Annotated in this window: 21 protein-coding genes; 12 read left to right on the top strand and 9 right to left on the bottom strand. The window is 55.3% G+C overall.

Annotation, left to right across the window (positions count from 1 at the left end; translation table 11 throughout):
* Positions 1–2: 2 nt before the first annotated feature.
* Positions 3–740 carry a hypothetical protein gene (locus BT142_RS07655; protein WP_072417616.1) on the bottom strand — a complete coding sequence of 246 codons (738 nt, stop codon included), beginning with the start codon at positions 738–740 and terminating at the stop codon, positions 3–5.
* A gap of 164 nt (positions 741–904) precedes the next feature.
* The gene (locus BT142_RS07650) at positions 905–1,285 is read right to left on the bottom strand and encodes a hypothetical protein (RefSeq protein ID WP_072417615.1); all 381 of its coding nucleotides are present in this window, start codon (positions 1,283–1,285) and stop codon (positions 905–907) included.
* A gap of 486 nt (positions 1,286–1,771) precedes the next feature.
* Between BT142_RS07650 and BT142_RS07645 the strand changes: the two genes are divergently transcribed.
* Complete coding sequence (locus BT142_RS07645) at positions 1,772–2,626, top strand: hypothetical protein (RefSeq protein ID WP_175545486.1); 855 nt, start codon at positions 1,772–1,774, stop codon at positions 2,624–2,626.
* A 336-nt stretch (positions 2,627–2,962) separates the two neighbouring features.
* On the opposite strand, the gene BT142_RS07640 is transcribed toward BT142_RS07645, so the two are convergent.
* Positions 2,963–3,709, bottom strand: a complete 747-nt coding sequence (locus tag BT142_RS07640; protein ID WP_175444906.1) for a nucleotidyltransferase domain-containing protein — start codon at positions 3,707–3,709, stop codon at positions 2,963–2,965.
* A gap of 253 nt (positions 3,710–3,962) precedes the next feature.
* On the opposite strand from BT142_RS07640, the gene BT142_RS07635 reads away from it, so the two are divergent.
* On the top strand, positions 3,963–5,714 hold the full coding sequence (locus BT142_RS07635) for a Na/Pi cotransporter family protein (RefSeq protein ID WP_242871939.1): 1,752 nt from the start codon (positions 3,963–3,965) through the stop codon (positions 5,712–5,714).
* Positions 5,715–5,759: 45 nt separating this feature from the next.
* Here BT142_RS07635 and BT142_RS07630 read toward each other — a convergent pair whose 3' ends face one another.
* From BT142_RS07630 to panB, 4 genes are read right to left on the bottom strand one after another with little or no spacing between them, the layout of a single operon-like run.
* Entirely contained in the window at positions 5,760–6,530 is a 771-nt protein-coding gene (locus BT142_RS07630; RefSeq protein WP_072417611.1) for a type III pantothenate kinase, read from the bottom strand.
* Complete coding sequence (gene panD / locus BT142_RS07625) at positions 6,527–6,919, bottom strand: aspartate 1-decarboxylase (RefSeq protein WP_072417610.1); 393 nt, start codon at positions 6,917–6,919, stop codon at positions 6,527–6,529. The genes BT142_RS07630 and panD overlap by 4 nt, the downstream gene beginning before the upstream one ends.
* A 9-nt stretch (positions 6,920–6,928) precedes the next feature.
* Positions 6,929–7,792, bottom strand: coding sequence for a pantoate--beta-alanine ligase (panC, locus tag BT142_RS07620; protein ID WP_072417609.1), 864 nt, complete (start codon positions 7,790–7,792; stop codon positions 6,929–6,931).
* Between the two features lie 38 nt (positions 7,793–7,830).
* Positions 7,831–8,664, bottom strand: a complete 834-nt coding sequence (gene panB / locus BT142_RS07615) for a 3-methyl-2-oxobutanoate hydroxymethyltransferase (protein WP_072417608.1) — start codon at positions 8,662–8,664, stop codon at positions 7,831–7,833.
* A gap of 200 nt (positions 8,665–8,864) precedes the next feature.
* Between panB and BT142_RS07610 the strand changes: the two genes are divergently transcribed.
* Positions 8,865–11,606 (top strand): beta-glucosidase, encoded by a 2,742-nt coding sequence (locus tag BT142_RS07610; RefSeq protein WP_072417607.1) that lies wholly within the window; start codon positions 8,865–8,867, stop codon positions 11,604–11,606.
* A gap of 1 nt (position 11,607) precedes the next feature.
* Positions 11,608–12,021, top strand: a complete 414-nt coding sequence (locus tag BT142_RS07605) for a peptide deformylase (protein ID WP_072417606.1) — start codon at positions 11,608–11,610, stop codon at positions 12,019–12,021.
* Positions 12,022–12,062: 41 nt separating this feature from the next.
* Here BT142_RS07605 and BT142_RS07600 read toward each other — a convergent pair whose 3' ends face one another.
* The gene (locus BT142_RS07600; RefSeq protein WP_072417605.1) at positions 12,063–12,884 is read right to left on the bottom strand and encodes a hypothetical protein; all 822 of its coding nucleotides are present in this window, start codon (positions 12,882–12,884) and stop codon (positions 12,063–12,065) included.
* A 19-nt stretch (positions 12,885–12,903) separates the two neighbouring features.
* Positions 12,904–14,010 carry a lipid II:glycine glycyltransferase FemX gene (locus BT142_RS07595; protein WP_072417604.1) on the bottom strand — a complete coding sequence of 369 codons (1,107 nt, stop codon included), beginning with the start codon at positions 14,008–14,010 and terminating at the stop codon, positions 12,904–12,906.
* 375 nt (positions 14,011–14,385) lie between these two features.
* Between BT142_RS07595 and BT142_RS07590 the strand changes: the two genes are divergently transcribed.
* The 8 genes from BT142_RS07590 to BT142_RS07555 all read left to right on the top strand — a co-directional run bounded on the left by BT142_RS07590 (position 14,386) and on the right by BT142_RS07555 (position 22,651).
* Positions 14,386–15,978, top strand: a complete 1,593-nt coding sequence (locus BT142_RS07590; protein WP_072417603.1) for a hypothetical protein — start codon at positions 14,386–14,388, stop codon at positions 15,976–15,978.
* Between the two features lie 45 nt (positions 15,979–16,023).
* Positions 16,024–16,395, top strand: a complete 372-nt coding sequence (locus BT142_RS07585; protein ID WP_072417602.1) for a hypothetical protein — start codon at positions 16,024–16,026, stop codon at positions 16,393–16,395.
* A 103-nt stretch (positions 16,396–16,498) separates the two neighbouring features.
* The gene (locus BT142_RS07580) at positions 16,499–18,199 is read left to right on the top strand and encodes an oligosaccharide flippase family protein (RefSeq protein WP_072417601.1); all 1,701 of its coding nucleotides are present in this window, start codon (positions 16,499–16,501) and stop codon (positions 18,197–18,199) included.
* Positions 18,200–18,270: 71 nt separating this feature from the next.
* Entirely contained in the window at positions 18,271–19,017 is a 747-nt protein-coding gene (locus BT142_RS07575; protein WP_072417600.1) for a MazG family protein, read from the top strand.
* Positions 19,018–19,067: 50 nt separating this feature from the next.
* The gene (locus BT142_RS07570; RefSeq protein WP_072417599.1) at positions 19,068–19,343 is read left to right on the top strand and encodes an HU family DNA-binding protein; all 276 of its coding nucleotides are present in this window, start codon (positions 19,068–19,070) and stop codon (positions 19,341–19,343) included.
* A gap of 69 nt (positions 19,344–19,412) precedes the next feature.
* The gene (locus BT142_RS07565) at positions 19,413–19,655 is read left to right on the top strand and encodes an RNA-binding S4 domain-containing protein (RefSeq protein ID WP_072417598.1); all 243 of its coding nucleotides are present in this window, start codon (positions 19,413–19,415) and stop codon (positions 19,653–19,655) included.
* A gap of 33 nt (positions 19,656–19,688) precedes the next feature.
* On the top strand, positions 19,689–20,498 hold the full coding sequence (locus tag BT142_RS07560; protein ID WP_072417597.1) for a ComEA family DNA-binding protein: 810 nt from the start codon (positions 19,689–19,691) through the stop codon (positions 20,496–20,498).
* Between the two features lie 44 nt (positions 20,499–20,542).
* On the top strand, positions 20,543–22,651 hold the full coding sequence (locus tag BT142_RS07555) for a Tex family protein (RefSeq protein WP_347497644.1): 2,109 nt from the start codon (positions 20,543–20,545) through the stop codon (positions 22,649–22,651).
* Positions 22,652–22,741: the final 90 nt, after the last annotated feature.

The raw sequence follows: 22,741 nt of genomic DNA, 5'->3' as shown, positions 1-22,741 counted from the left end.
AGTCATTCTCCTCTCATTGTATTGTATGCGGTCTCTGCCGCCGAGATATCCATGTTGCAGCCGAGCAGATACAATTTCGTGCCTGCGGCGAGCCTGTCGATGAGCGTGAGCGTTTTCGCCAGCTGCACAGGGTCGGCAGGACGGAAGGTCTGCTGCAAGAGTATGTGGTATATTTCCGATTTTTTCACGGGTCTGATGCGGTTCTCCGCCGAGCGCGTCAGCACGCAGACCGCTTTCAGCGGCGCCGACATATTGCACCCGAGCCGATGCTTGCCGTTGTATGGCGTGCCGTAGATTAAGGGCGTACCCTGTTCGGGAAGTCGGATGAGGGGCTTGTCGTCGTTTACCATCACGGCTCTGTCACTGAGATATTCCCGCCACAGCCGCGTATGCGTGGATTTGCCCGTCCCGCTCGGCGCTGTGAACAGGTAAGCCTCGCCGTCCACCGCCACAGCCGACCCGTGAAACAGCATCACATCCCTGTCCACCGACAGCGTGCAGAACTTTCGGTAGACCGCAAGCGCCTCAAGGTAATCGGGCGGAGCGTCTATGGGCGTTCTTCCCTCAGCCTTTGCGGTGCGCTCGTTATGGATGCGCTCAGCTTCGATATCCCCGCGGCCGATGACTATCTCGAATTCGGCAGGCGCGTCCGTGCGGTAGTCCGAGCAGTACCGATGTACACTCTCGTAGACGGAAGTGACGGAAAAAGTAATGTCTGCCATCCTGTAATTTGCGGTCATAAAGGCTCCCCATTCCATTGAACATATACTCTATAATTATAGCACATTCCGTCGGGATAATCAAGCCCGTTTGCGGCAGATGCGCAAAAAAATATCGGTATCCCGTTCGGGCGATACCGATATTTCCGCTTGCGGATAGTCTGTCACTGCGGATGACAGAGATGTCACTTCAGCACGTCGTCAACAATGCTCTCGGCAGCGTTGAGACCGCCGTTCACGCCGTCCGCAACATCGTCGGTTATCTCGTCGGCCTTGCTCGCAGCCTTGTCGGCCGCCGAATCAGCCTTCTCCCCGAGGGTCTCCGAATCGGTGCGGCTGTCACGCTTTGAGGTGACGGGACGGCTCTCGGTCACGCGGGAGGTCTCTTTTCTCGTTGTGGTGGTCTCGGTGCGGCGCTCGGTCGTAACCGCGGAAGACGCGGTGTCCGAACGGCTGTCCTTTCTGCTGTCATCGACCTTGCCGTCCTCCATCGAGCCGCAGCCCGTGAGCATCGCGCTGCCTATCACAGCCGCCGAAAGCATGGCCGATACGATTGACTTCTTCATGTTATCAGTTCCTTTCGTCGAAGAATTGCCGAATGGCTGAAAATATTATCTGCATTTTTTCGCAAAATATACATTGAAATCTCATCCGTACTGTGCTATAATAACTTTATCAAAAAAATCCCCGACGTTTGTTTTTTTTGAGTGCGGGTCTTCTTGGGGGAAACCCTTTTGAAAAAGGGTTCTCCCCCAAACCCCTTTCCTAAAACTTTTAATGCTTTTTGGCTTGTGGTGGTTCTTCTTTAGCTTGTGCAGGTCGGGAAGATTGTAATTCTTCTTCTCGTTAGTGCGCACTTGCCAAAAAGACGTTCATGAGAGCGTAACGCATCTTTTGCGGAATTTGTCAGACGGTCTCTTTTGAAGCGGTGAGAGTCTATCTTCCAAACCACAACTATCGTCCAACATATTAAAAGTCTTTGGAATGGGGGCCGCCTTAGCTACGCACGGCAAGGGGAGATGCAGAAAAAGGAGAGGCAAATGAATACAAACATGGCTATATCGATCATACTTGATGTGCTTGTGCTTGCGCTGGTATTTTTTCCTGTGGCGGCAGGCATACGCAAGGGGCTTGTCAGGCGGCTGGTGTCTATTGCCGTGCTGATTGCGGCGGCGGCGGCTGGATATTTCGGGTCGGCCGCGCTCACGCCGTCGGTCTACGACGAGTATCTGAGGGACAGGGTGCAGGAAGTCTGTCTGAGAAAAGCGGAGCAGTTCGACCCTGTGCGGCTGTCGAGCGATGCGCTGGCGCAGTACGGCATCGAGATGAGCGAGGACGAGATACGTCAGGCGGTCGCGGAGTCTGCGGACGCGGTGCATTATGCGGAATCACTGGCTGAGGAGTCGGGGCTCGACCGTCAGCAGCTTGAAAAGTTTTCCGCAGACCTCAGTGAGCAGCTGCTGTCCGCCGCGCCCGAGTCGGTGAAAGCGGCTGTGCCCGAAGTCGTGCCGAAGCTGTTCGGGGCGGAGCTTTCAAATTCCGAAGCCTTCGAGGTCATACAGGCGGCGGCGAGGTCGCCCGAGGACGCAGCCGTCTACGCCGAGGAACACTATGCGCGTCCCCTCATCGAGAGCGTGCTGAGAATGGGTCTGTTCGCGGCGATAACACTGCTGGTAAGACTCGTGCTGTCCGCGATCTTCGCGCTCATCCTGCGCGCAGGCGGAAGCACCATCGAGACCGCTGACCGCATTCAGGGCGGACTTCTCGGAGCGGCACAGGGCGCACTCGAAGTCGGCCTGCTGATACTGATCGTCCACTCGGCAGAGAGCATGAGCGACGGCAGATTCGCCCCTCAGAACTTAGGCTCAGTGGTCTTCCTGCCCGTATACAAGCTTTTCTTTAACTGAGATCTAAACTACTGACTGTGGTCGGGAAGATAGTCCCTTGACATTTTAAGAGATACCACCTGATAAATACGCTCAATGGTGCGATACGCTCTCATGAACGTCTTTTTGGCAAGGGGCTGACCATTGAAGAATAGAACCTCTATCTTTCAAACCAATTCTATCTACATAAGAAACACCAAAAGCCAAAAAGTATTAAAAGTTTTAGTGAGGGGGTTTGGGGGGAGACCCTTTTTTAAAAGGGTCTCCCCCAAGCAAAACCCGCAGTCAGCAGCGCAAACAGGAACATTTGTAAAACACAAAGACCCGAAGGCAGTTGTGATGCTTTCGGGTCTTTTTTTAGCGGTCCAGCGATTGGAGGAAGATGCGGTCGAGGGTGTCCCAGCCCTTCGGGGGGAGTTTTTCGTATGCCGCGGCAAGTTCTGTCAGCTCGCGGATGCTTTGCTCTGCGTAGGCGGTCAGCGGGGTGATGTGCGTTCCGCTGCCGAGCTGACCAGCGAGTTTTTTTTCAAGCAGTGCGCCGATCGTTCCGCGGAGCTCTTCGGGGCAGTATTCGCCGCACAGGACATCGAAGGGTACGGGCGGCGGCGAGTGCTTCTCGATGACCCACCTGCACGCCCATATCGCTCTGAGGATGTAGAAATATTTTTTCAGCTTCACTCTGTCGTGTGAGAGATTATTGCTGAAATCGCTTCTGGCGATGCTGAGGTAGTGGTTGATGACGGCTCTTTCGGAGAAATATTCGTCGAAAAGGGGCGCATTCTTTTCCCAGAAGTCGGTGGTGCGGTAGACGATTGGCGAACCTCTCCACTCAAAGATGACGGGATTCGAGTTGTACAGCAGCCTCAGCAGCTTGCGCAGATCCCAGCCGTTGATGTCGAGGGTGTCGTCCAGCTTCCACTCGATGACGTCACGCTGGGAACCGAGTTTCAGGTAGTCCTCCACGGTGCGGACGTAGACGAAACGTGCGTCATAATCGCTGTCGGGCGAGGGAAAACCCCATGCACGGCTGCCTGCTTCGGCACAGTAGAGCACGCGGACGTTTTCGCGGCGCTCCAGCTCGGCGAGTTCTTTTTCGATGTTCACATTTATTCCTCCTTCCGTCACGAATTATTTTACCACAATAATCCACACCTGTCAACTTTTCGGGACTTTACTGTGTAAAAGTTACAATTGACAGCGCCAACTGTAAGGATTCTGTAACTATTTTATCAAAGTTGAGAAAAAAGCGTTGACAAGAGAGTCGGTTTTTGCTATACTTATAATGGCGATAAATGGGAAGTTTTAGATAGGAAAAGTCGGGCGGACTGCCCGAAATAAGGATACGGTGGGAATCACTATGGATATTTCAAACCTGTTCGACCTGCTTTGCGGCATCTCTCTGTTTATGTTCGGTATGGCTTTCATGGGCGACGGACTGAAACGAGTGGCAGGCAGCAAGCTGGAAACGCTGCTCGCAAAGCTTACCAACACACCGCTGAAAGGCATTCTGCTCGGTACGGGAGTCACCGCGGTCATCCAGTCGTCATCGGCGACTTCGGTCATGACGGTCGGCTTCGTAAACTCGGGCATGATGAAGTTCAGGCAGGCTATCGGCATCATCATGGGTGCTATACTCGGCACGTCGATAACGGGCTGGGTGATAGTTTTATCCTCGCTTGAAGGCGGCAGCGGCATCGCCGCTCTTCTATCGACCGCCACGATGATGGGAATAGTCGCTGTTGCGGGTATTCTGCTCCGGACATTCTCAAAGCGCCGTTCAAACGTCGGAGATATAATGCTCGGCTTTGTAGTGCTGATGGTAGGCATCGACCTTATGTCAAGCTCGGTAGCTCCGCTTTCCCAGAGCGAAAAGTTCGTGAGCATCCTGACGATGTTCTCCAACCCTTTGTTGGGAATACTTGTGGGAGCGGCTTTCACGGCGGTATTGCAAAGTGCTTCGGCATCTGTCGGAATCTTACAGACCCTGACCGCAACGGGCGTTATCACTTTCAGCACAGCATTCCCGATACTTCTCGGCATCTCGATAGGTGCGGCTGTACCGGTGCTTCTCACGGCATTAGCAGCCAGTGTTGAGGGCAAGCGTACTTCATGTGTATATCTGCTCATAAATGTACTCGGTGTAGTTGTCGTTGGTTCGATGTTCTATATAATCAACGCTTCGACCGGCGGCTTCAGCTTCATGAGCATCACAATGAGCAAGGTGTCTATCGCTGCTGTAAATACTCTGTACAGGCTTGTAGTTATCATCGTGCTGTTCCCGTTCATCGGGCTCATCGAGAAATTCACCTGCTTTATCATCAAGGATAAGACCGCGGAAGAACCCGACGAACAGCTTTTGCCGCTCGAAGAACGTTTTCTGCCCTATCCGCCGCTGGCTATCTCCCAGAGCAAGAGCGCTATCTTTGATATGGCGAAGAAGGCCGTCAAGAGCGTTTACTGCTGCTTCGAGGCGCTGAACAACTACTCCACCGAGATGTTCGAGAAAACGGCGAAGTACGAAAAGCTCGCAGACCGCTACGAGAACGACATCGGTACTTACCTCATGCGCATTTCCCGCAGGTCGCTGACCAAGGAACAGAACGCAGACGTGTTCAAGTACCTGCACACCCTCGCGGATTTCGAGCGTATCACCGACCGTGCGATGAACATCGCGTTCATAGCACGTGACAACCACGAGGAAAACATCATCTACTCCGAACAGGCAGGCAAGGAGCTCGACGTTATAACTTCAGCTGTGCGCGAGGCTCTTGACCTTACCATCGAAGCCTACACTCAGGAAGACTGGAAGTCGGACGGACGCATCGTCGCTCTGACCGCTTCGATACACAATCTCTGCGGTGCAGCCGAGCTGAACCACGTAAAGCGTTTGCAGGCAGGCGAATGTTCCCTCAGACAGGGCGCAGGCTTCGGCGAGCTGCTCACGAACCTTGAACGTATGGCAGTTCACTGCTCGAAGATAATCCGCGCACTTCAGGAAGTTAACCCAAACAGCTACGGCATCCACGCTGCGAACGCCATCAAGGCGTCGCTGAAGGACAACAACGAGGGCAAGGCTTTCGAGGAATACAGCGCAAAATATGTGATATAAACGAAAAACGGTATCGTAACGATACCGTTTTTATTTTTTGTGTGTTTAGTTGGGTCTGTTTTTCGTGTAGATTATCCGCAGACCTTTCAGAAGCAGCGTGTCGTCGAGGATGATGTCGCGCTTGCAGTAGGGAACTACAACGTTCGCAAGTCCGCCCGTCGAGACTACCGTGCATTTCTCCCCCAGCTCTTCCTCGATGCGCTCCACCACGCCGTCGATGCTCGAAGCCGTAGCGTGGATGATGCCGCTCTTCATGCAGTCCACCGTGTTTGTGCCGATGACCCGTTTTGCGGGTACAAGGCTTATCTTCGGCAGCTGGGAAGTCCGCGTCGTCAGCGAATCCAGCGACACCCTCAGTCCAGGGATTATCAGACCGCCGAGAAAATTCTTCTCACGGTCGATGACCGAAACGGTGGTCGCCGTTCCCATGTCGATGAGTATCAGTGGTGCGGGGTAGAGACTTACCGCCGCCACAGCGTCCGCGACCCTGTCGCTGCCCAGCTGTGCAGGGTTGTCGAGAAGTATCCTCAGACCTGTCTTTATTCCCGGACCGACCACCAGCACTTCGCCGCAGCCGAGCCGTTCCATCGCGCTCCTGACTATCTCGGTAAGCGGCGGCACTACCGACGAGATTATACCGCCGTCGATATGTTCGCTGCCGAGGTTGTTCAGTTCGAGTATGTTCTTTATCATGACCGTGTATTCCATCTGGGTGCTCTGCTGATTGGTCGAGAGCCGCTCGACGAAGAGTATCTCGTTCTTGTCGAAGCATCCGATCACGATATTCGAGTTTCCGATATCTACCGCAAGTATCATACCAGATCCTCCAGCCTGCCGTGAGCCTCATATCTTGTGACTCTTACAGCCTTGTTGCCGCCGTCCACGAACACCACTCTCGGGGGATTTTCCTTGAATTCCTCGGGGGTCATGTCGGCGTAGGACATGATTATCACGGTATCGCCTTTCTGACCGCATCTTGCGGCTGCACCGTTGAGGCAGATGACTCCGCTTCCGCGCTCGCCCGCGATGACGTAGGTCTCGATACGGCTGCCGCTGTTCACGTTCACGATATGTACGTGCTCGTACTCATACAGTCCCGAAGCCTCCATAAGATCCTCATCAATGGTGATGCTGCCTATATAATTGAGTTCCGCCTGTGTGATAACAGCGCGGTGAATCTTGCTTTTAAGTACGCTAATCGTCATTATTTCTCCTTAATCGGCGTTATTCCAGAGATCCTCCGTGAAGAAGTTGTCGATAAGCCTTGTCCTGCCGATGTACACCGCCAGCGCACAGAGTGCAGGGCGGTCAACTTCGGTGATCTGCTGCATGGTAGCAGCGTCTACTATCTTCACGTAATCTATTCTTGCCATCGGTTCTTTTCCGATCTTTTCCTTCATTGCCGCAGTTATCTTGACTGCGTTGCGCTCGCCGTTTTTCAGCATGAATGCGCCGTAGCGAAGAGTGTGGTACAGCAGGGTAGCCGCCTGACGCTCTTCATCGCTGAGGTAGCTGTTGCGCGAGCTTTTAGCGAGTCCGTCTGCCTCTCTTATAATGGGGCAGCCGACTATCTGTATATCCATATTCAGGTCATCGACCATATGTCTGATGACTGCGAGCTGCTGCGCGTCCTTCTTGCCGAAGTAAGCGCGGTCGGGCTTCACGATGTTGAACAGCTTGTTCACAACGGTGCAGACGCCCCTGAAATGCACGGGACGGCTGAGTCCGCAAAGCTCCTCGGTCAGCACGGTCATGTCCACGAAGGACGAAAAGTTCTTGTGATACATCTCGTCGGGTTCGGGATTGAAGATGAGGTCGCCGCCGTGTTCCTCCACAAGCGCGGAGTCGCGCTCAAGGTCACGCGGATAGGTCGCAAGATCTTCGTTCGGACCAAACTGCATCGGGTTCACGAAATCGGATACTACCGTGCGGTCATTATCTCTGACCGAAGCGTCGATGAGCGAAGCGTGACCCTCGTGCAGATAACCCATCGTCGGAACAAGACCAACGGTAAGTCCTTCGGCACGCCATGCCTTTACCTGCTCTCTAACCTCTGCTATCGTCTTAACTACCTTCATTTTCGTGATCCTCCCTCATATTCTATAGTATTTTTGATCTATTCTTCCGTCAGCTTTTCGAGCACGCCGTCGCCGAGTTTGTATGTATGCTCGGCAGCGGGGAAAGTACCCGACTGAGTTTCGTCTATATAAGCCTTTATGCCCTCTCTCATCAGGTCGCCCACCTCCGCGAAGCGCTTTGCGAACTTCGGGACGTGACCCGACGTAAGTCCGAGCATATCCTGATAAACCAGCACCTGACCGTCACAGCCTGCGCCTGCGCCGATGCCGATGGTCGGTATCGTCAGACGTTCGGTGATGAGCTGTGCAAGAGCCGCAGGCACACATTCGAGCACTACCGCGCACGCGCCTGCCTCCTGAATGAGCATCGCGTCGTCAAGTATCTTCTTTGCCTTGTCGTAGTCCTTGCCCTGTACCTTGAAGCCGCCGAAAGCGTTGACCGACTGTGGTGTAAGACCGAGGTGCGCCACAACGGGTATCGACGAATCGACTATCGCCCGAATCTGTTCGCATACTGCCGCACCGCCTTCGAGCTTGACGGCGTTCGCACCGCCTTCTTTGATGAGCCTTCCTGCGTTGACCACCGCGTCGTAAACGCCGGTCTGGTAGGACATGAAGGGCATATCCGCCACGATGAACGCATTTTTCGCGCCCCTTGCGACCGCTTTGGTATGATGTATCATATCCTCCATCGTGACCGCAAGCGTGTCCTCATACCCGAGCATCACCATCCCGAGGGAATCGCCGATAAGGATGGAGTTTACCCCGCACTCGTCCATGATATGAGCGGTAGTGTAGTCGTAAGCGGTGAGCATGGTTATCTTTTCGCCCGACTGTTTCTGCTGCATAAGGGTAGCTGCCGTGTTTTTCATAGAGCTGTCACTCCTATTATAAATGTTACCGTTCGGACAATTTGTTTTCCGATACAGCACAAATACAGTATACCATAAATATATTAATATTATGTAAATGTTTATAAAATAATTAACACAAAAATAATTCCTGTTACCTATTGACTTGCCCTTCGGGATGTGTTATCATATTCTAAATGAAATAGTTTTGGGGTGAAATTATGGAACACAAGGAATTCCTTGCAAGAGCAAAAGAGCTGTGTGCCGCGCTTTCTGAGGACGAAAAGCTCGGTCTGCTGTCTACCCATCACCACGCCGTCGAACGGCTGGGGCTGGGCGAGTTCTTTATCGGGACGGAGGTCGCACGCGGCTACGTGGGCAGAGAGCCAGAGAAGGTCTCCACCGTTTTTCCTCAGCCCGTAGGACTTGCAGCGACCTTCGACCGTGAGCTCATGCGCTCCCTCGGCGAGATCGCAGGCAGGGAAGCCCGCGCATACTATAACGAAAACAAACGTTCGGGGCTGTGCCTGTGGGGGCCGACCGTTGACCCCGTCCGCGACCCCCGCTGGGGCAGGACGGAGGAAGCTTACGGCGAGGACGTTTTCCTTGCTGGCGAGCTGACTGCCGCTTACACCCTCGGCATGGCAGGCGAGACTGAGGACGGCTACTACACCTCGGTGCCGACCCTAAAGCACTTCTGCGCCAACAACAACGAGGAGGACCGCGCCGAATGCGACGCTTATCTGCCGCCGCGCCTGCGGTACGAGTACTACTACGCGCCTTTCGAGTATGCCATCCGTTTCGGCGGCGCGAGAAGCATCATGGCTGCCTACAACGAGCTGAACGGCGTGCCTGCGGTCATGGAGCCAGACCTTGAAGAGGTGCTGAAACGTCAGTGGGGGCTGTGGTTCGCGGTCAGCGACGGCGGCGATTTCTCACAGAACGTGACGGCGCATCACTATACCGAGAGCTTCGGCAAGGCATACGAGCTGTCAGTCAAGGGCGGCTGCGACATGATGACCGATGAGGACGGCATGGTGCGTCACGCCGCCGAATCCGCGCTTGAACAGGGTTTTGTGACATGGCGCAGCATCGACCGTGCGGTGACGAACGCCCTCTACGCAAGACTGCGGCTCGGTCAGACGGACAAGACGCCCCTTGACGGCATCGGCAAGGAGGTCATCGACTGCGAGGCTCACCGCGAGGTCAACCGCCGCGCCGCCGCCGAACAGATAGTCCTGCTCAAAAACAACGGTATCCTGCCGCTTAAAAAGGGATACAAGCGCATAGCGATACTCGGACCTCTCGCGGACGAGTGCCTGCGCGACTGGTACACGGGGTATTTCAGCTGCAGGACGACGGTGCTTTCGGCGTTACGTGAGCGTTTCCCCGACATCGGGACGACCTTCGACTCGCTGTGGGACGTGGTGAAGATAAAAGCCCCGAACGGCAGGTACATCGCCATCGACAGCGAGGGCAGGGCGGCCGCGACCGCCGACGAGGAGAACGCCGCGCTGTTCGAGCTTCAGGACTGGGGCGAGAACTGGTGCAATTTCTTCTCCCTCGAACACAGGAAATACCTGCGGCTGTGCGACGACGGCATCCGCCTGCATAACAGGGAAGTCTACGACTGGTTCACGAGGGAGACCTTCAACCTGAAAAAATACGGCGGCGGCACCCTCATCGAGGAATTTCTCGGTCACAGCCGCGTGGTCGTGGGTGAGGACGGCTGTCTGACCGTTGTGAAGGGGACTGCCGTCAAGCCCGAAATGCTGTTCGGGGTCGAGCTGTTTGAAAGCGGCAGGCACAAGGCGGAAGTAATCGCGAAGAACAACGACATTGTCATCTACTGCTCGGGAAATCACCCCGTACAGACCGCGAAGGAGTGCTACGACCGAAAGACTCTCGCGCTGAACGTTCAGACGGGGATGACGCAGGTGCTCGCGGCGGCGAATCCCGACACGGTGCTGGCGGTCATTTCGAGCTATCCCTACGGTATCGCGGAAGAATCCGAGGCGGCGGCAGCGGTGCTTTGGTCGAGCCACGCAGGCGCGGAGCTTGGGAACGCCGTCTCGGATATGCTGACGGGCAGAACCGAACCGACGGGAAGGCTGCCGCTGACATGGTACAGGTCGGAGCTTGACCTGCCCGACATCCACGAGTACGACATCGAGAAGGCGCACACCACGTATATGTACTTCGACGGCGATCCGCTTTATCCCTTCGGGTACGGGCTGGGCTACGCGGAGTTTGCCTACAGCGAGCCCGAGATACTGCGCACTTCCGAGGGTCTGAAAGCCTCGGTGACGGTTGAGAATCTCTCCGACCGCGACGGCACCGACGTGGTGCAGGTGTATTTCACCGTGAAGAATTCGGCGTTCTCACGCCCGACGAAAAAGCTCTGCGGTTTTGAGAGGGTCAGCGTGCCCGCTCACGAAAGCAGGATGGTCATGATAGACGTTCCGCTGCACGTTCTGCGCGTGTACGACGTGCGCCGCCGCGAGATGATAGTCGAAGAGGGAAGATACAGCTTCATGTTCGCGGCTTCGAGCGCCGATGTGCGATGTGAGTGCGCAGTGACGGTCAAGGGCGAGACCATAGCGCCGCGAGAGGATGATTTCTCGGCAGCCGACTTCGACACTGCCGAAAGCATCCGAATCCGAAAGCTGCTTTCACCGACCCGTGAGTGCATCTACGCTTCGGGCTGGAGCGGAAAAGCCGTATACGGCGGACTGGACTTCGGCGGAAAGACCGAGCTCGTCATCACCGCTTCGGGAGTGCTCGGAAAGACGGAGGTGGGTCTGAAGATAGGCGGCATCGGGTCGAAGATGACCGTCACCGCATCCGACAGGCTCGACTGCTTCGACGAATACACGCTGCCGATACCCGAGGGCGCGTCGGGTGACAAGCTGGAAATAATGCTGCCCGGCGGTGTAAGGGTCAGCGAGATAGGACTGAGATGATATGGTAAGAGAAATAGTGAAGGATGTGCTTGTGCTGGGGCGGCATTCGGAGCCGTGTACGAAGAACGACAGGCAGCTTTTCAAGGACATGGAGGACACTCTGGCGGCGCACGCCGACGGCTGTGTCGGCATCGCGGCGAACATGATAGGCGTTCACAAGACCGCCCTCGCGGCGTTCATCGGCGATGAGATACTCATCATGGTGAATCCCGTGATAACCGACCGCTCGAAGCAGGTCTACGAGACCGAGGAGGGCTGTCTCTCGCTGACGGGAGTGCGTCAGACCAAGCGTTACGAAGCGATAACCGTTGAGTACCGCGACAAGAAATTCAAGCTGCACAAAAAGACTTTCAGGGGTTTTGAAGCGCAGATAATCCAGCACGAGATGGATCATTTCGAGGGCAAAATAATCTGACATAAGAAAACGGCAGTCCGAAAACTGCCGTTTTTGTTTTATCAGTTGTAGATGTCGAGCCAGGATGCGGGCGGTTTCTCAAGCAGAACGTCGAGACCCGAAAGGTCGTCGTAGGTGTGGTAGTCGAGAAGTCCGACGGGCATTTCCGTGATGCTGTCGTCGGCGCGTTCGGTGGTGACCGTGCCGTTTTCGAGCTTCACTTTGTAGAAAATGTTCGAGCCCATAGCCTGAGTTTCGCTGTACAGGCAACCGTTACCGCCGCCTATCTCTGCGTGCCATGTGATGAAGTCGCCGCAGAGGATAGCGTGCTCGCCGTCAAACACGAACACATACGCGGTCCTGTCGGCTTCAAAAGTGCCCGTTTCCGCGATAAGCTCGTACACTCCGTCGCCGTCGATATCGGTTATGTAGTAGCGGCAGAACTCGCTGTTGAGGTCGGTGCCTGCGCCGAAGTGTGAGCGGTATTCCTCGATTATGCCGCAGAACGCAACATACTGCGGAGTTATCTCGAAGGAGCCGTCTCCGCCGCCGCCAGGTTCTTCGCTGCTTGCATCTGTCTGCGGGGATTCTTCCGTTATCTCTTCGGTAACTTCGGTGGTGACCTCTGTAACCGTCTCGGAAGAGCTGTCGATGCCGTCGAGCACTGTCACCGAATCGGGGACATCGGGTGCCGAAGCGTCGGGTCTGCTGATATTCTCGGTGAGAGAAGTTGTCTCATCGGGTGCGGATGCAACAGCAGCAGGCGCTTCATCGGTGCTTTCGCTTTCAAACTCCGAGTAGGAAATGTCGGTGCAGGACGTAAGTCCCGCAGCCGCAGCAAGAGCGCCGACAAATAATATTGTTTTCATCGCTCTTTCAGTCATATCATTATCTCCTTAAACATCATGCGTCGGTATCGGCGTTCCTGTTCTCGATGAGCTTTTCTGTGTGCTTCATGTGGCGCTTCTCGACGATGCTCTGTGCGAAGTCGATGAGCTTTTTGCGCAGGGGCATGAAGGTGTAGAAGAATTCGCCGACGTAGGTCACTACCTCGCCGTTGAAGCCCTTCTTGAACTTGTAAACGCCGTAGTTCGGGTGAGTCTCGTCCTTATAAAAAGGTATTCCCATGAAATCGTAGATGAAATTGTTGTCCTCAAGAGCCCAGTTTATCATGGTCCACTGCATGAGGTAGTTGGGGTAGGTGTTGCGGTGGTGGTTAGAGGATGCACCGTAAACGTAGCAGGTCTTGCCTGCGTAGCGGGTGGTCAGCGCACCCGAAACGGGGATCGGATCCTTGCCCTCCTCCTCAAGGTAGCAGACGAACAGGCGGCAGTGATCTTCGCCCAGTGCGTCGAGCATCTTTGCGAAGTACTCCTTGCCTCTGATGGAGAATCCGTCGCGGATGCCCGTAGCCTGCATCATCGGATAGAAGTCGTCGAGCGCCTCTTTGCCGCACGCCTTGCAGACAACGCCCTTGCGTCCTGCCTTGCGGATGCGGTTCCTCCAGTCGGACTTGAAGGTAGCCATCACCTCATCGGGTGTCTTGCCCTGTATATTGCGGAGCATATAGTTGTTTCTTGCCTGGATGGTGGTGAGTTCGGGAGCGTCGTCGATGTGCGAGAAGCCCATAGCCCTGATAGCCGCGGTGATCTCGGTATCCTTTTCCTCATACGGCGGATCCCACATGAACTGGTAAGCCTTGTACTTCTTGGCGAGGACCTTCACGCCCTCGAAAAGGTCTGCCATGACCTCTTTATCAGACCAGTCGCAGACGGGTCCGTGGGGAGCGTACAGGAATGTGCATCCGAAGAAGGGTATCTTCTTGATGATGCAGAGGCAGGTGCCCCTGATCTTTCCCTCGCTGTCGCGGGAGATTACCGCATCCCAGCCCCAGTTGTCCTTGACCTTCGGCCAGTTGAGCGACTGCATGAAGTTGCCGTATTCAGAATGCTCGGCAAAATCCTCATATTCCTTCAAAAGCTGTCTGTCAGATTTATTTATGATTTCCATTTCTTACTTATTCCTCCGCCTTTGTTATATATTCATGTCTATATTCCTCTATATTATAACACATTTCACAGATAAAATCAACACCTTTTCGATAATAAATTCGCCTGAAAAGCTGATTTTTTTTAGTAAAAACAGCCGAATCTGCCCAAAAATCCGCGTCACAGGTCGCCTTTTACGCGTTACAGGGAATCAAAACCCTGTGAGGTGTTAAGGAATATGCAAAAAAAACTACCTCGAAATTATCATTTGTTTATCAATAAAAATGATTGACAAAACGCTCGGAATGTGGTATATTATACACATGGACGCGATATTTGTTTGAGACGTCCGTTAAGAAAGACAGGCTTTTTGAACTATATTTAGGAGGAAACAACTATGTTAAAGAAATCCGTACTTACCCCCGCACTCTCGGGCGTTCTCGCTGTTGCAGTAGTAGGCTCGGGTGTTGGTTATTACAATGTATTCGTCAAGGACAAGGGCGATGCAGGCGAAGAAGCTAAGAAGAGCGGCAAGAACAGCAAGACCGCTGTACTCACCGTTGATGAGGCTGCAAAGACCCTCGGCACTACCCTCGACAAGGCTCAGCAGGTAGCTAAGGGCGAGACCGATACAGGCTGCAAGGCTACTATCTCTTACGCTGCTCCTACCGACGGCGAGATCGGACAGCTCGGTCTCAAGGAGATCTCAATGTCCGCAGAGGCAAAGCAGAAGGACAAGATGTCGGGCATGGATTACACCATCAGCTACGGTGGCACAGGTCTGCTGACCCTCAATGTTGTATACGATAATAATAATGAGACTGCCTATGTAAGGGTTCCCGAGCTCTCTGACGCTTACCTCACAGGTACTGCTGCTGACATCGAGAAGCTGGTAGGTTCCTCGCTGGGCGCCTACACTTCCGCAGCAGGCATCGGCGGTTCCCAGGATACTCCCGACCTCTCGGCTCTTGAGAACTATGACTTCTCGGCTCTGATCGAAGACCTCATGACCTACGGTGACACCGTTAAGGACAACCTGCCCGCTCCTACCGACGGCGAGGCTTACAAGGTAGAGAAGGACGGCGTTTCCATCGAACTCACCACCAAGTCCTATACCGTTACCTCCGCTGACGCTAAGAAGGTAGCTGAGGCTATCGTTGAGAAGGGCAAGAATGACTCCGCTCTCAAGGACTTCATGTCTCAGGTAGGCATGGATGATTCCGAGTACGCTTCCATGTGGGATGAGCTCAACGTAGACGACGCTGACTCCGAGGACAAGAGCGTTACCGTTGACCTTTACTACACAGGCGACGACGTTTGCGGCTTCAAGGCTTCCACCTCCGACGGTGAGGACTTCCACATGATCGTTGCTTCCGATGCAAAGAACATCATCGTTGACTGCGATATGTCTTCTGTTGACGATTCTACTTTCGTTATGAGCGGTCTGCTCACCTACACCGACGACACTCTCGACGGCTCCATCAACGTTGACGCTGACGACGACGGCGAGAAGATCAGCATGGTTATGAACTACAACAGCATCAAGATCACCGAGGACAGCGCAAGCGGCTCCATCAACGTTACCGCAAGCAAGGGCGGCGAAAGCGTTATGGATATGACCTGCACTCTCGACGTTTCGGGCAATACAGGTACTGTAAGCTACACAGGCAACGTTGAAGGTCAGAACATCGGTACTCTTACCGTTTCTGTTGAGGAGACCAATGCTTCCGATATCACTGTTCCTACAGGCACAATGTACAACTTCGGCAACGAGGAAGAGCTCCAGAAGTATGCTGAGAGCTGCGATACCGAGGGCTGGATGAACACCATCAAGAGCGCACTCGGCGACGAGCTGTATTCGCAGATCTTCGGTTCGACCGCAAGCGTTTATGACAACAACACCAAGTATGACGACAATGATTTCAGCAGCTCCGATTTCAGCGAGTATGATTTCGGTTCCGAGAGCAGCAGCTCCCAGGTAACTGCCTGATCTCATTTCAGTCAAAGAAAGAAAATACAGGAAGGGTAAACTGTAATGAGAAAGAAAATAATACTTGCGGTGCTCCTGACGGCGCTCGCAATGTCCGCAGTCTCCTGCGGCAAGGAGAAGTACAGCAACAGCAGCGGCGAAGATGCGTCTGCTGCGGAGACAACAACTACTGCTGCATCCGCTTCCGATGTGAGCGCGGATGAAAGCTCCGAGGCTGATACCGAGACCGAGTCCGGCAAGGACAGCTCCGAGGACGAGGACAGCAGTTCCAAGGCTGAAGACGAAAGCTCTGAGGATAAGGACAGCAAGGACGACGACAGCAAGGGCGAAGAGGGAGCAAGTGAGACGATCACTATCCCCCCCGATATCGAAGCTCCCGACATCCACACCGAGCAGACCGTAAAGAAGCTCATCTAAAAAACAACGCTCCCGAAGAGGTGATACTCTTCGGGAGTTTTTTGTGAATATTCCGCGTCGGACGGGCATATTATAGCAGGAATACGTTCGACGGAGGGATACTATGAAAAGACAGAGCTTTTTGAAAGGCTCGGCGGTGCTGCTGGGGATGGTGCTCATCACGAAGGCGCTGGGGCTTGTCTACAGGATACCGCTGACATCCATGCTGGGCGGCAGCGGTATGAGCTGCTATTCGGGGGCGTTCGCGGTGTTCACGCCCGTTTTCGCGGCTGCGGCGGCAGGACTGCCGTCGGCATTGTGCAGACTGGTCTCGGAGCAGATGTCCCTCGGAAGATACCGAAGCGCACTGATGTACCGACGGGCAGCATTCGTCATCTACGGCACGCTCGCGGCAGTGCTGACGGCGGCACTGGTGCTTGCAAGCGGCATACTCGCGGAGAGGGTCATCCATATCCCGAACGCGAGGTTCGCGGTGGCTGCCGTGTCGCTGACGCTGATGCCTGCCGCCGTAATGAACGTCCACCGCGGATGGGCGGAGGGGATGGGCAGCATGAACCCCACAGCCGCGTCGGAGATAATCGAGACGGCTGTGAAGCTGGTGCTGGGGCTCGCGCTGCCTTACGGGGTGCTGAAGTACGCCGAGAACAGCTTCGCGAAGTATCACGGCTGTTTCGGGGAGTACTGCACCGACCGCGCTCAGGCTCTGCGGACGGCCGCGCCCTATGCGGCGGCGGCTTCGGGGCTGGGAGTGGCAGCGGCATCGGCTGTCGCCCTCGTTTACCTGTCGGCAGGCTCGAAACGGCAAGCACACGACCCCGCCGACGAAACGGGAGAGCGCGTTACCACCTTCCGACAGGCGGGCAGACGGCTGCTCAGAGCGGCTGTGCCTGCGTCGATGACGGCTGTGGCGGCGACCCTGACCTCGGCGGTTGACCTCGTGACCGTACCGCCCATGCTCGACAGGGCGATGAGAGCACAGCCGACGCTGTTCTCGCAGCTGGGCGGGCAGGGGATAGCCCTGTCGGAGCGGTCGGGATTCATCTACGGTTCGTACACGGGGCTTGCGCTGACCATCTTCGGGCTGGTGCCGACCTTCACCGCCATGCTGGGAAAGAGCATACTTCCGCAGCTGAGCTCGGCGTGCGCAGGCGGCGACTCCGCGGAAGTGCGGCACTCGGTGCGGTCGATGATGCTGCTGTCGGCGGCCATCGCGATGCCTGCGGGAGCGTGCATCTGCGCGTTCCCCGAACAGCTGCTGAGACTGTTCTTCGCGGGGGCGCCCTGTGAAGCCGCGCTCTGCGTCAGACCGCTGGCGTTTCTCGGCATCGCGGCGGTGTTCATGGGGGTCTCACTGCCGTGCCTCACCGCTTTGCAGGCCTGCGACCGACAGCTGAGCGCCGCCGTGATGACCCTCGTGGGGACGGCGGTGAAGCTCGGACTGAACCTTCTGCTGATACCGATGCCGCAGTTCGGACTGACGGGAGCGGCAGTCTCGGCGGCGGTCTCGCAGGGGCTGGTGCTCGTTATGGCAGCGGCGGCGCTGATACGCGGAACGGGTGCGGAACGGTCGTGTCTGCGAGTGCTTGCCCTGCCGCTTCTGCCTGCGGCAGGGTGCATTCTCGCCGCAAAACTCTGTCAGACGGAGTTGATCGACCCTGCGGATGGTGTGTTTTCAAGGTTCGGAGTGGTTTTTTCGATATTTGTCGGGGTAATAGTGTACAGCGTCATGCTGCTGGTTTTGTGCATATCGCCAAAAAACGAGGATTCGGCGTTTTTATTGAAAAAAATCGCCGAAAACCCTTGAAATTTTTTCGGATATAGGTTAAAATAGTAGTATAACCGTTAGTTTTCTGAAACGTTGGAGGTTGAAACGCTTTGACCGATAGTGAATTTGAACAAAGAGCCGCCGCACTTCTCGCAAAGACGGAGTACGGCCTGACAGACCTTGCAGAGATAGTTACCCTGCTCAGAAGCGAAAGGGGCTGTCCCTGGGATAAGGTGCAGACTCACGAAACGATAAGGCGCGACTTCCTTGAAGAGACTTACGAGGTGCTTGAGGCGATCGACTGCGCAAGCCCCGAAATGCTCCGTGAGGAACTGGGCGACGTGCTGCTGCAGGTGTTTTTCCATACCGATATCGAGCGCGAGAGGGGGACGTTCACCCTCGACGATGTCGCCGATGAGGTGTGCAAAAAACTCATACTCAGACATCCCCACGTTTTCGGCGATGTGAAGGCTGATACCGTCGATAAGGTGCTCTCCAACTGGGACGCCATCAAAAAGGACGAGAAACAGCAGGAGACTTTCGCCGATACTTTAAAGAGCGTGCCGAAGGTATTCCCCTCGGCGATGAGGGCGCAGAAGCTCGGCAAAAGGGCTTCAAGGGCAGGCATCGAGCTTGCTTCCGCAGACGATGCAAACGAGCTGGCGAAACAGCTTATTGACAGGGGCGAGACCGCGAAGGCTATGCTGGTGCTCGCAAATGCCGTGAGACTCCGCGGAGGCGATGCGGAGGAAGAGCTGGCACGGGCGTGCGACAGCTTCACCGAACGCTTCGAGGAGCTTGAGAGCTCGGGCAGGACACTTACGGAGGTCGCCGCCGCAGAGCTGTACGACTATTGACAATCCAAGCGTTTAGGCTTGTTATAAACAATTATCTGGAGGTTTTTGAAATGAAAAAGGCAGAACTTATCAATGCTATCGCCGATAAGGGCGGTTACACTAAGAAAGAGGCTGAGAAGGCTCTCAACGCAGTTATCGATTCGCTGACCGACGTTATGGTATCCGGCGACAAGATTACTCTCGTGGGCTTCGGCACTTTCAAGACCAAGGAAAACCCTGAGAGAATGGGCAGAAATCCACGCACCAAGGAGGAGAAGCTCATCCCCGCAAAGACTGTTCCCGTATTCAAGCCGGGTCAGGCTCTCAAGGACGCTGTAAACAAGTAATGCTGATTCTACGGGGCATACTTTTCGGGTGTGCCCCATTTTATTTCGTTAAGGGAAAGTGTGGATTTTATGAGACTTGATAAATATCTGAAGATCACAAGGCTTATCAAGCGGCGCACAGTCGCGAATGAGGCTTGCGACGCAGGCAGGATAGAGGTAAACGGCAAGGTCGCCCGTGCTTCTTACGACGTTAAGGTCGGCGATGTCATCGCGATAAACATGGGTCAGAGACCCATCAGGGTCGAGGTGCTGAACGTGACCGAATATGCGACCAAAGAAAACGCTGCGGAAAACTACAGGGTGGTCGAATAACGCTCTGTAGCCGCTGTGAAAGGGGGTGCTGCCATGCCCGATTCGGAAAACGAGCACAAAAAGGGAACGGAGACCCGTCCCCGTAAGCTTGAGCTGTCTCTGCTGGCGGCTTTTCTTGTTTTTGCGGCAGCACTGCTCATGACGGCGCTGCTGGGAAGGGACGACGGAGAAGGTCTGTCCTACAGCGTGCCCGAAACGTCGGTCACGGCTGCGGAGGAGAACAGGTCGGGTAAGGTCACAAAGGCGAGCACCACCCGCAAAAAGACCGAGACCACCAAACGGGTCACGACCGTGAAGACAAAGACCGCAAAGACCGCCGCTCCCGCGCCCGAGATGACAGAGACAGTCTATCCCGTTGACATAAACCTTGCGGTCTATGAGGATCTTGTCGGGGTGAGCGGTATCGGTGACAGTACCGCTTCGGCGATACTTGCCTACCGTGAACAGGCGGGCGTGATACACAGCATGGAACAGCTGCTGGAAGTCAGCGGCATAGGCGAGAAAACGCTGGCGGTGCTGTGCGAGTATTTCTATGTCAGTGATGCCGACAAACTGCACGAGGCGGAAGAGGCTGCCGTTGTCTGCGGCACCGAGCCCGCGGATGAACAGCCCGACGCTGCCGAGCCGACCGAGCCCGAGCCTCCGCAGATGACCGATGTGAACATCAATACCGCGACCGCCGAAGAGATAGCAAAGGCTCTGCTGCTGACCGACAAACAGGCACAGGCGATAGTTGAGCTTCGGGAGAAGATACAGTATTTCAGCGCGATCGAGGAACTGCTCTACACGGAGGTCATCACGGCTGCGGACATCGAGCGGATACGCGGCCATGTTCTGCTGTGAGCGTTCGGCAGGACGGAAAAAGTAAAAGGAAAAGGTGAAAAGAAATGGATATGGAAAGGATAGTCGGCAGACTCACGGAGGAGTTTGCTACAAAGCGAGAGTACGTCGAGAATGTTATCACCATGCTGGATGAGGGTGCGACCGTGCCGTTCATCTCGCGCTACCGCAAGGAGATGCACGGGGATATGGACGTGCGTTCGTTCAGCGAGCGCTACGAGTACATGAAGAACCTCGAAGCGAGAAAGGACACCGTCATCGCTTCCATCGAGGAACAGGGCGCTATGACCGACGAGCTGAGGGCGAAGATAGGAGAGGCGACCCTGCTGACCCAGGTGGAGGACTTGTACCTGCCCTTCAAGCCGAAGAAAAAGACCCGCGCATCCATAGCGAAGGCGAGGGGACTTGAGCCGCTGGCAGACCTGCTGCTCTCGAAGGAGACAAAGCCTGCCGAAACTCTGGCGGCGGATTTCCTGAACGATGAAGTTCCCGACGCGGCGGCGGCTTTGCAGGGCGCGTCCGACATCATCGCCGAGCGCATCTCCGAGAATGCCGACGTGCGCAGCGCAGTCCGCGACCTGACCTTCGAGACGGGAACGGTCTCTTCGGTGCGCTCCACCGAGGAGGAGACTGTTTACGACAACTATTACGATTTCCATACTTCGCCGAAGAAGATACAGGGTCATCAGTGCCTTGCCATCAACCGCGCCGAGAAAGAGGGCGCACTCAAGGTGAAGCTCGAAGTCGATGACGGGCGCATCCTTGACCGCATCGGCAGGATGACCCTGCCGAAGAAGTCCGCTTACCGTGAGATACTCGAAGCGGCTGCCGAGGACAGCTACGACCGTCTCATCAAGCCGTCAATCGAGCGCGACATCCGCTCGGCACTGACCGAGACTGCCGAGGACGGCGCGATACACAACTTCAAGCTGAATCTTCGGGCGCTGCTGATGCAGGCTATCGTTCCCGGCAAGGTCATCATGGGTCTCGACCCGGGATTTGCGCACGGCTGCAAGATAGGCATCATCGACGCGGAGAGCAAGGTGCTGACCACCGACGTGGTGTACCTGCACCAGAAAGACCGCATGACCAATCGCATCAAGCAGCTTTGCGACAAGTACAAGGTGGACTGCATCGCGATAGGCAACGGCACGGCGTCGCGCGAGAGCGAGGAAGCTGTTGCGGGGCTGGGCGTTGACTATGTTATCGTGTCCGAAGCGGGCGCGTCGGTCTACTCGGTGTCGAAGCTCGCCGAGCAGGAATTCCCCGACTACGACACCAACGTGCGTTCGGCTATCTCCATCGCAAGGCGCTTGCAGGACCCCCTCGCGGAGCTTGTCAAGATAGACCCGAAGTCGATAGGCGTGGGTCAGTATCAGCACGACATCAACCAGAAGAAGCTTACCGAAGCGCTCGATGGCGTGGTGGAGGACTGCGTGAATGCGGTCGGAGTGAACGTGAACACTTCGTCGGCGGCTCTGCTGGAGCATATCTCGGGTCTCAACGCCACGACTGCGAAGAACATCGTGCAGTACCGCACCGAGAACGGCGCGTTCAGGTCGCGTAAGCAGCTGCTGAAAGTTCCGCGCCTGGGTGCGAAGGCTTACGAGCAGTGCGCGGGCTTCCTGCGCGTGTCGGGCGGTGACACGATACTCGACAACACGGGCATCCATCCCGAGTCATACGAGGCTGCCGAAAAGCTGCTGGGGATGCTGGGCTATACCCTCGACGACGTGGCGAACGAGCGACTCGGCGATTTCAAGGAGCGTGCGAAGAAATTCTCTGTGCGTGAGATAACCGAGACCTGCGGCGCAGGCAAGGAGACGATGATAGACATCGGCAAGGAACTCTGCAAGCCCGGCCGCGATATGCGTGAGAGTATGCCTGCACCCGTGTTCAAGCGCGGCATCATGGGCATCGACGACCTCGAAGAGGGCATGGTGCTCGACGGCACCGTCCGCAACGTCATCGACTTCGGCGCCTTCGTGGACATCGGCGTGCATCAGGACGGCCTCGTTCACATCTCCGAGATAGCCAACAAGTTCATCAAGCACCCCTCCGAAGTCCTGACCATCGGTCAGACCGTCAAGGTCAAGATAATCAAACTCGACAAGGTCAAAAAACGCATCTCCCTGTCGATAAAACAAGCAAAATAAACAGCATTAGCGCGTATACGGGGCGTTTGTGCCTGTCTTACTGGGGAAAACCTTTCTGAAGAAAGGTTCTTCCCCAGACCCCTTTCCAAA

The organism is Ruminococcus sp. YE71 (genome assembly GCF_900119155.1).
Classification (GTDB): domain Bacteria; phylum Bacillota; class Clostridia; order Oscillospirales; family Ruminococcaceae; genus YE71.
This window is presented reverse-complemented; position numbering and strand designations above follow the sequence as displayed.